Source organism: Suttonella ornithocola (assembly GCF_001889065.1).
In the GTDB taxonomy this organism is placed as follows: Bacteria; Pseudomonadota; Gammaproteobacteria; order Cardiobacteriales; family Cardiobacteriaceae; genus Suttonella_A; species Suttonella_A ornithocola.
Genome location: NZ_LWHB01000158.1, coordinates 1 through 7,943, shown reverse-complemented (window position 1 = coordinate 7,943; position 7,943 = coordinate 1). Strand labels below are relative to the sequence as shown.

The following is a 7,943-nucleotide window of genomic DNA, read 5'->3' as shown; positions in this document are numbered from 1 at the left end:
AGCACTTACTTTAGGACCTGGCTTCCCAATTTTTTGCTCAACCTTTTGCTCAATCGGTAAACCATGACAATCCCAACCTGGCACATAAGGACTGTCATAGCCTAATAAATGACGCGATTTGGTAATAATATCTTTTAACGTTTTATTTAACGCATGTCCCACATGAATCAAACCATTTGCATACGGTGGACCATCATGCAAAATGTATTTTTCACGTCCTTTAAAAGCTTCACGTTGTTTTTCATAAATTTTATTTTCCTGCCAAAACTTTAACATTTCTGGCTCGCGCTGTGGCAAATTGCCGCGCATTGGAAAATCCGTTTGAGGAAGATTAAGCGTATGTTTATAGTCTGCCATGAGTTGCCTTTATGCTTGTGCGGCAATAAATACTTGCGCCGCTTGAATATCTTTTTGAATTTGTTGTTGTAATGCGTCTGCATCGGGAAAAGTTTTCACTTCGCGCAAATAATGATAAAACGAAACTTGCACGATTTGCCCATATTGTTCACCGAGTTCAGCAAACACATGCGCTTCTAATTTTCGTTGCTGACTGCCAAACGTCGGAGCGCCGCCTAAATTTGCAACTCCCCATAGCGTTTGCGCTTGATTGCTAAAAGTTTGCAATTTAATCACATAGACACCGTCGGGTAAACACCATGCGAGTGGAACATGTAAATTAACCGTTCTGGTTTGCATTAAGCGTCCACGACCCGCACCACGATGCACGCGCCCTGTAAAAGTAAGCGCATGTCCAAGTAAATCTGTGGCCTTACTTATCTGATGCTTTGCTAACGCTTGGCGAATAGCCGAGCTAGAAATTCGTTCTCCATCTGCGCAAATAGTGGGTAAAGACTCCACTTCATAATTAAACCGCTGTGCTTGAGATTGTAGTAAATCAAAATCCCCTGCCCCACGATAGCCAAACCGAAAATCATCTCCAACCAATAAATAACGAACTTTTAACTTTTCATGCAAATCCTGCTCAATAAATCGCTCTGGTGATGTCTGGCGGAACTGAGAAGTAAATGGCACTAATAGCCAATTTTTTACCCCATAATGTTTCAGCCAAAATGCTCTATCACGCATCGTTGACAATATCGCTGGGGTTTCATTTCCGACAATTACTCTTGGATGAGGATAAAAGCTCATCACCATTGGTACTAATGAACGCTTTTCTGCCTGTGCGAATAAGCGCGCAATCATCGCTTGATGTCCACGATGAACGCCATCAAAATTACCAATAACAACTGCTGTTTGTTCTGGAAAGCTAAAGCCTTTATGCCAGTGAAAAATCTGCATAAGATGAATGAGTAAAAGGAGATATTATAGCGACTTTAGATAAAAACGTCGTCATTCTATCTATCGCGCAAATCAGAGAAAGTAAAAACAAAGCTGTTTTATAAATACTTACTATATTTAAAAACAGAAGAAAGTAGCATTGATAAAAAACCCGATGCAAAGCATCGGGTTGTGTTCGTGAAACGTGATTAACGTTTTGAGAACTGAGTTGCACGGCGGGCTTTGTGAAGACCCACTTTTTTCCGTTCAACTTCACGAGCGTCACGAGTTAGGAAGCCAGCTTTACGTAAAGGCTCACGTAAATTTTCATCATAAGCTTTTAATGCACGCGCGATACCATGACGAATCGCACCTGCTTGACCGCTAGAGCCACCACCAGTAACAGTGATATAGAAGTCGAAATTGTCTTTCATATCGACGACTTCTAATGGTTGGCGAACGACCATGCGAGCCGTTTCACGACCAAAATATTCATCTAATGGTTTTTGGTTAACCACGATATTGCCGCTGCCACGACGTAGGAATACACGGGCAGATGAGGTTTTACGGCGACCAGTTGCGTAGTATTGTTCTGTCATGAGATATCCTTATACGTCCAAGGTGATAGGCTGTTGCGCAGCATGCTCATGCTCGCTACCGCTATAAATTTTAAGCTTTTTCAACTGAGTACGACCTAAAGGACCACGTGGAAGCATGCCTTTAACCGCTAACTCAAGAACTTTGCCTGGACGACGCTCTTGCATTTGATTGAAGTTTGCACTTTTCAAATTACCGATATAGCCAGTGTGGTGGTGATACATTTTATCGTTGCCTTTACGACCAGTAACGCTGATTTTGTCAGCATTGATAACGATAATGTAGTCGCCAGTGTCAATGTTTGGCGTGTATTCTGGTTTATGTTTACCACGTAAGCGACGAGCGATTTCAGTGGCAAGACGACCTAAGGTTTTGCCTTCTGCATCGACAACGTACCAATCGCGGCTAACGCTTGCAGGCGTTGCAGTGTAGGTTTTTAACATGTTGGGTTTCTCCGAACACAATAAATAAAGGGCGCAAATACTAGCGTTTTTTGCGCGTAATAACAAGATTTTTCTAGTTCTTTTCCCGATTGTGTGTCGGGAGTGTGGGTTAGGGGCGATCGCATTATATAATCAATCGAAGCAAAATAAAACCCAAGTTTGCCAATTGCATACGCTAAACAAACGAAATATTTTGCTTCTTTAGCTGCTTTAACAATATTTATCTCTGATGCTGACAGCCGCAGCCACAGCTCGCTTCATGGTCTTGTGTGACAGGAGTATCAGCGCCTAACTTAGCATATTTATCCAATAATGCTTCGCCTTTCTCTTGATTAAGATATTCTTTTTTTAAAGAATCGAAATAATGCGCCAAGTAATGCTCAAAAGGGGCTTGTGTTTGTGCAGTGGCTTCTATTGCAGCAAAATCCTTAAGCGAACGGGTTTTCAAGACGTCCAAAGACTGCTGAACCTCTGGGGTTAATGCTTGTTGATACACTTTTTGATGTTGCTGACTTAAAGCATTTGCCCATTCAAGATATTCTGTTGTGGCAATCTCTTGTTGAACTTGCTCTGGCAAACGCAAAATCTTCCCTTCATTAGCTTGGATTTGTTTTTGTATCGCATTTTCATAGGCGTTTCCGCCCACTTGTTCATCCAGTGCACAAGCAATAGGTAATAATTGCGTTAATAATTCTTCTGCCCATGTCTGACTTGAGCGCTCTTCTCCCTGATGATAGAGAATTTGTTGTCCATTCAAGCCGCAACACGCAGTTCGTAAGCGATTATGATTAAGCTCATTGTAATCTCTATGAGTAAACTCAGCTGCTGGCGTCAACAAAGCCCATAATAGGAATGTTTCTAAAAAGTGGATTTGTGCCAAGCTAATGCCGCAAGGATCATAAGGATTATTATCTAAAAGTCGCAGCTCCACATAAGCAATCCCACGCCCTTTTAAAGCGATAACGGGCAATTCCCCTTTTTTTATCGGTTGCTTAGGTCGCGCAGCAGTATAGTATTCATTGGCAATTTGCAGAATATGCGTACTAATCTGCTGATACTCTCCCTGCGCATCTTTTAGTCCTAAATATTCATAAGCGGGTGCAGGCGTAAGAACAGCCTCTGCCAAATCACTCAAATAATCCTCTAAGCGATTAAAGCTCACCGTAAAATCTACTTTATTTTGATACCCTAACTGGCTCATCCGCAAACTGGTTGCATTCTTCCATCCTAAAGTTTCTTTGCTAAATGACTGTAACACGCCATGTGCAGGAGAAAAACTTTTATCGACAGCTGGAGAAGCACCAAATAGATGACAAATTAACCAACCATATCGCTGTAAATTCCTCAACATTCCCATATATCGGCGATTTTTATATGCCTGATCGACACGGCTATATTCACTAGCCGCCAGCGCTTCCCATAGGGCTTCTGGTGGTGAATAATTAAAATGCACGCCAGCAATCATTTGCATGGAGCGACCATAGCGGTGGGATAAACCCAAACGATATAAACGCTTAATTTTTCCGCCATTACTTTGCCCAAAATAACCAATTTCAATCTCTTCTGACTTTTCAGGTAATCGACAAGGCATACTTGCCGCCCATAACTGCTGGTTATTTTCTAAATGCTGAGCCGTATACTGATGCAAATGCAATAACTGCGCATAAACTGCACTAGGACTCAAGTGCGCATCGGTAACCAATTCTAAAAGCGACTCCGCATAATCAATCGTAATATTCGGATGTGTATAGACATTTCCTAATTGGTTGGGATGTGGTGTATTAGCAAGCATTGCATTTTGATCACAACGTAACGTTTCACGCTCAATACCAATGTATCCACCAGATAAAGGAAGTTGGGAAAAATTCATACTTATTCTCAATTAAAGCATACTCTCTCAATCATAACGCTTAATCTTAGAAGACGAAAGAAAAGCATTAAAATAAGCTATGATAGCGCTATCAATTTATTTAGGAGAAAAACATGCAAACGGTTGCTGTTCTAATGGATGATATTGACGAAATCAAGCCTTATAAAGACACTACTTTTGCTTTAATGCTCACCGCTCAAGCACGGGGAATGACCGTTAAAATCTTTAATCAAGCAGACTGGTCTGTGCGTGATGGCATGGTTAAAGCCTATGTCCGCACCATCGAATGCTTTGACCGAGAAGAAGACTATTACCGCATCTGTAACGAAGAAGAAATTGATTTATCAACTGTAGATGTCGTCTTACAACGTAAAGATCCGCCTTTTAACCTGCGCTATATCTATGATAGCTATATGCTAGATTTATTAGTCGAACAAGGCGTGACCGTCATCAATCCACCTTCAGCACTACGCAACATCAATGAAAAATTTGCGATTGCTCAAGTTCCAGAATGCACACCACCAACCCTCATTACCAAATCGCGTGAAGATATTTTAGACTTCCTGCGCACCCATAAAGAAGCGGTTCTAAAACCCTTAGATGGTATGGGGGGAATGGGCATTTTTAAACTCACCTTAGGTGATAAAAATACCACTGCTATTTTAGATGCGATGAATCCTGATGGAAATGAAACCTTGATGGTACAAGGCTTTCTACCCAAAGTGACTGAAGGCGATAAACGCATTCTCATTATTGATGGAGAAGCCATTGACCATGGATTGGCTCGATTACCCAAAGATGGGGAATTCCGCGCGAACTTAGCTGCTGGCGGACGCGGCGTTGTTCAACCACTGACCCAACGAGAATATGAACTCGTAGAACACGTCAAACCTATCATTCAACGAGAAGGTTTATTCTTAGTCGGACTAGATGTCATTGGCGGATATATCACTGAAATTAACGTCACCAGCCCAACGTGTTTACGAGAAATTGCTGCTGCCACAGGACAAAATCTAGCAGAACACTTTTGGGAAAAACTTGAGAAAAAGCTATCAAACTAAATAGTTATAAGATAACCACTTAACAATAAGTTAAATAGTATCTTTATTCAAAGCTGTTTTTAATCTTTATTTATCGTGTAATCATCCATTTATTTTTTAGATGATTACACGTTATTTTCAAGAGAATTAGTTACACTTTTTAAATAAGATATGAATTACTCATTTTATTAAGCGATAAACTATTTAATTCGCTAAAAGATTGACAGCATCAACCAACATAGAAAACTCATCTTTTTAGAAAAATTTGATACAAGATTAATCCGTTTTTTCTAAGAAAAACGCTTCTGGATTATTGGAAGGAATGGGCTTACCATCAGGTAAAGTCAGCTGTAAAAAGCCCTCGCCGACTCTAAAAAAACGATTTTGAGAATGCCCTTGTAATTGAATATGACTGTTATCTGGCATCCAAGTAAAGCTACCTTCACTCTTTCTATCAATTTCTTCTTTACCGAGCATTCTTGTTCGCAGTAGATACGTTGAATCTGCGTTTAACTGCAACATAGTTGCCACGCCCTCACAACCCGCACAAGGAAAAATTCCTTGATAAACCCCATTCCAACTCACTGCACTACGAGCATTTTTAACCATTTCTCGCTTAGTAGCTGCTTGCTTTGTTTTAGATGTTTCTGGCAACACGGCATCATTACTAGCACAAGCACCTAATAATAAACTGGTTAATAGAAAAGATAATCCAATAAAGCGTTTTTTATTCATAAAAAGATTCTCATTTTAAAAAGTCATACTAACTTGCCACTTTTTAGCTTTCAAGCCAATAGAGGATAGTACCCATTATCGGCTAAATTTTATTGTAATCTCGAAACAGATGTTTCATAAACTCTCGATAATTCCGAATACCGATCATTTTACAAATCGCCCGAAAACCAATATACGTTTCAATATATAAATGATACGGTCCGCCAAGCGGTCGCCAATAAGGTGTTTTTCTTAATTTATCTCTCACATGGGGTTTCAAACCAATAATATATAAATCGCCGCCAAACTTCTGTAATCGCCGACGTTCAGCAATCAGCATTTCTGTACCAGAAACATCGATAATATTCACGCCTTCAGCAAGCAGCACCACATGTTGCCATCCTTTTCCTTCTCCTAAAGCTGCCAAGCGATTTTGCACATGATTCACCGCACCAAAAAATAAAGAACCATCTAGCCGTAAAACCGTTAAATTAGACGGCTCTGCATCTTTTTCAAAAACTGGCGTTACTTGAGAAAAATCAACGGGGGTAATTCTTGGATGACTGGTTTTTTGTAAATACAATACCAGCGATAAAATTACACCGGCATAAATTGCGAACTCTAAATTCAAAAACAATGTTGATAAAAAAGTGACAACAATAATGGCAAACTCACTACTGCTAGACTTAAAAATTAATTTAATATGCTTAAAATCAAATAAATTATACCCTGCTAGCATAATGGTAGCCGCCATTGCAGGCATGGGTAACCATTTGGTTATCCAAGGAATAAAGACCAATACCACAATAACAATCAACGACGTAAATAGCAAAGCAAAAGGCGTTCTTGCCCCCGCATCATAATTAACCGCACTGCGATTAAACGAACCAGACCCGACATAGCAAGAAAAACAGCTTCCAACCATATTGGCAAGTCCTTGCCCAAAAAACTCTTGATTACTATCAATGCGTTGATGCGAGCGAATAGCGATTGAACGAGCAATAGAAACCGCCTCAATGAGCCCTAATAACGCCAAAGCAAAAGCAGAGGGAAATAGCTCTGAAACCATCGAAAATCGCAACTCTGGAAAGGCGACTTGTGGTAAATGTGCTGGCAAAGCGCCTAAGGTATCTACTGACTCTGCAAAACTGCCCAACAAAATAGCCGTCAGTGCACCAACACACATACCAATCAACATATGCGGAAACCGCCGATTCCAACGCCGAATCCAAAGCGCCGTAAACAACGTTACAGCAGCGATAATAACGCTTGCCGGGTCTGTGAGTGATAACCGTTCATAAATTGCCGGCCATTTATCTAAAAAACTCAATCCCTGTGGCAAACTAGTCCCTAAAAATGCTGGCAATTGACTCACCATAATCAATAATCCAGCACCAGCAGTAAAGCCAATAATAACAGTATGAGAGATAAAATTAACCAGACTACCCAAACGAAATAAACCAAAGCATAGCTGAATGGCACCAACAATCATCATCAAAGTCAGCGAAAGTCCAATATATTGCGGGCTACCTATTGTGGCATAGTCATCAATAATCCCCGGAATAACAATAGATAAAGCAACCGTTGGACCTGTTACCATATGCAGAGAAGAACCAAAAAACCCTGCTATCACTTGCACCACAATAGCACTGTATAGCCCAAACTCCGGCGGTAGTCCTGCAATCAGAGCAAAAGCAATTCCCTGAGGCAAAACCATAACGGCACCAGTTAATCCCGCCCAAAAATCATATTGCAAAGACTGCGCATTAACATAGCCTATCCATCGGCGCATTTGAAACAACATCCAAAACAGCCGCTGCAGGTAATTCCTTATTCCCGCAAAAAAAGCTGCATCCATTCTCTTTCCTCCGTTGACTATCGCTTTTCTCATACCGACACATCCATCCACAATGATGTGTCTTTATTTATTATAACAACGCCAGTTTACTCCATTTTTATACTCGAAAAAGCAAAAACCAACGAATAAAAGCTACCATTTTT

Annotated in this window: 8 protein-coding genes; 1 reads left to right on the top strand and 7 read right to left on the bottom strand. The window is 40.6% G+C overall.

Annotated elements, in window-relative coordinates; genetic code table 11:
* The 5 genes from A5N85_RS11400 to gshA form a co-directional block, all read right to left on the bottom strand.
* Window positions 1-357: class I tRNA ligase family protein (locus tag A5N85_RS11400; protein WP_143143267.1), on the bottom strand; the 357-nt coding region annotated here is incomplete at its 3' end.
* A 9-nt stretch (window positions 358-366) separates the two neighbouring features.
* Window positions 367-1,299: a riboflavin biosynthesis protein RibF gene (gene ribF / locus A5N85_RS11395; RefSeq protein WP_072577333.1), complete on the bottom strand. Its 933-nt coding sequence runs from the start codon at window positions 1,297-1,299 to the stop codon at window positions 367-369.
* 188 nt (window positions 1,300-1,487) lie between these two features.
* A complete protein-coding gene (rpsI, locus tag A5N85_RS11390; RefSeq protein ID WP_072577332.1) occupies window positions 1,488-1,877 on the bottom strand; it encodes a 30S ribosomal protein S9 in 390 nt (129 codons plus the stop codon).
* A gap of 9 nt (window positions 1,878-1,886) precedes the next feature.
* Complete coding sequence (gene rplM, locus A5N85_RS11385) at window positions 1,887-2,318, bottom strand: 50S ribosomal protein L13 (RefSeq protein WP_072577331.1); 432 nt, start codon at window positions 2,316-2,318, stop codon at window positions 1,887-1,889.
* A gap of 220 nt (window positions 2,319-2,538) precedes the next feature.
* Window positions 2,539-4,188: a glutamate--cysteine ligase gene (gshA, locus tag A5N85_RS11380; protein WP_072577330.1), complete on the bottom strand. Its 1,650-nt coding sequence runs from the start codon at window positions 4,186-4,188 to the stop codon at window positions 2,539-2,541.
* A gap of 113 nt (window positions 4,189-4,301) precedes the next feature.
* On the opposite strand from gshA, the gene gshB reads away from it, so the two are divergent.
* Window positions 4,302-5,249, top strand: coding sequence for a glutathione synthase (gshB, locus tag A5N85_RS11375; protein ID WP_072577329.1), 948 nt, complete (start codon window positions 4,302-4,304; stop codon window positions 5,247-5,249).
* 255 nt (window positions 5,250-5,504) lie between these two features.
* Here the strand turns inward: gshB and A5N85_RS11370 are convergent, their stop codons facing one another.
* A complete protein-coding gene (locus tag A5N85_RS11370) occupies window positions 5,505-5,963 on the bottom strand; it encodes a copper resistance protein NlpE (RefSeq protein ID WP_072577328.1) in 459 nt (152 codons plus the stop codon).
* 82 nt (window positions 5,964-6,045) lie between these two features.
* Window positions 6,046-7,734: a SulP family inorganic anion transporter gene (locus A5N85_RS11365; RefSeq protein ID WP_245935960.1), complete on the bottom strand. Its 1,689-nt coding sequence runs from the start codon at window positions 7,732-7,734 to the stop codon at window positions 6,046-6,048.
* Between the last annotated feature and the right edge of the window lie 209 nt (window positions 7,735-7,943).

Bases quoted from the DNA above. Each gene is read 5' to 3' on its own strand.
- ribF (WP_072577333.1), bottom strand. From the start codon at position 1,299: ATGCAGATTTTTCACTGGCATAAAGGCTTTAGCTTTCCAGAACAAACA.
- rpsI (WP_072577332.1), bottom strand. From the start codon at position 1,877: ATGACAGAACAATACTACGCAACTGGTCGCCGTAAAACCTCATCTGCC.
- rplM (WP_072577331.1), bottom strand. From the start codon at position 2,318: ATGTTAAAAACCTACACTGCAACGCCTGCAAGCGTTAGCCGCGATTGG.
- gshA (WP_072577330.1), bottom strand. From the start codon at position 4,188: ATGAATTTTTCCCAACTTCCTTTATCTGGTGGATACATTGGTATTGAG.
- gshB (WP_072577329.1), top strand. From the start codon at position 4,302: ATGCAAACGGTTGCTGTTCTAATGGATGATATTGACGAAATCAAGCCT.
- A5N85_RS11370 (WP_072577328.1), bottom strand. From the start codon at position 5,963: ATGAATAAAAAACGCTTTATTGGATTATCTTTTCTATTAACCAGTTTA.
- A5N85_RS11365 (WP_245935960.1), bottom strand. From the start codon at position 7,734: ATGCGCCGATGGATAGGCTATGTTAATGCGCAGTCTTTGCAATATGAT.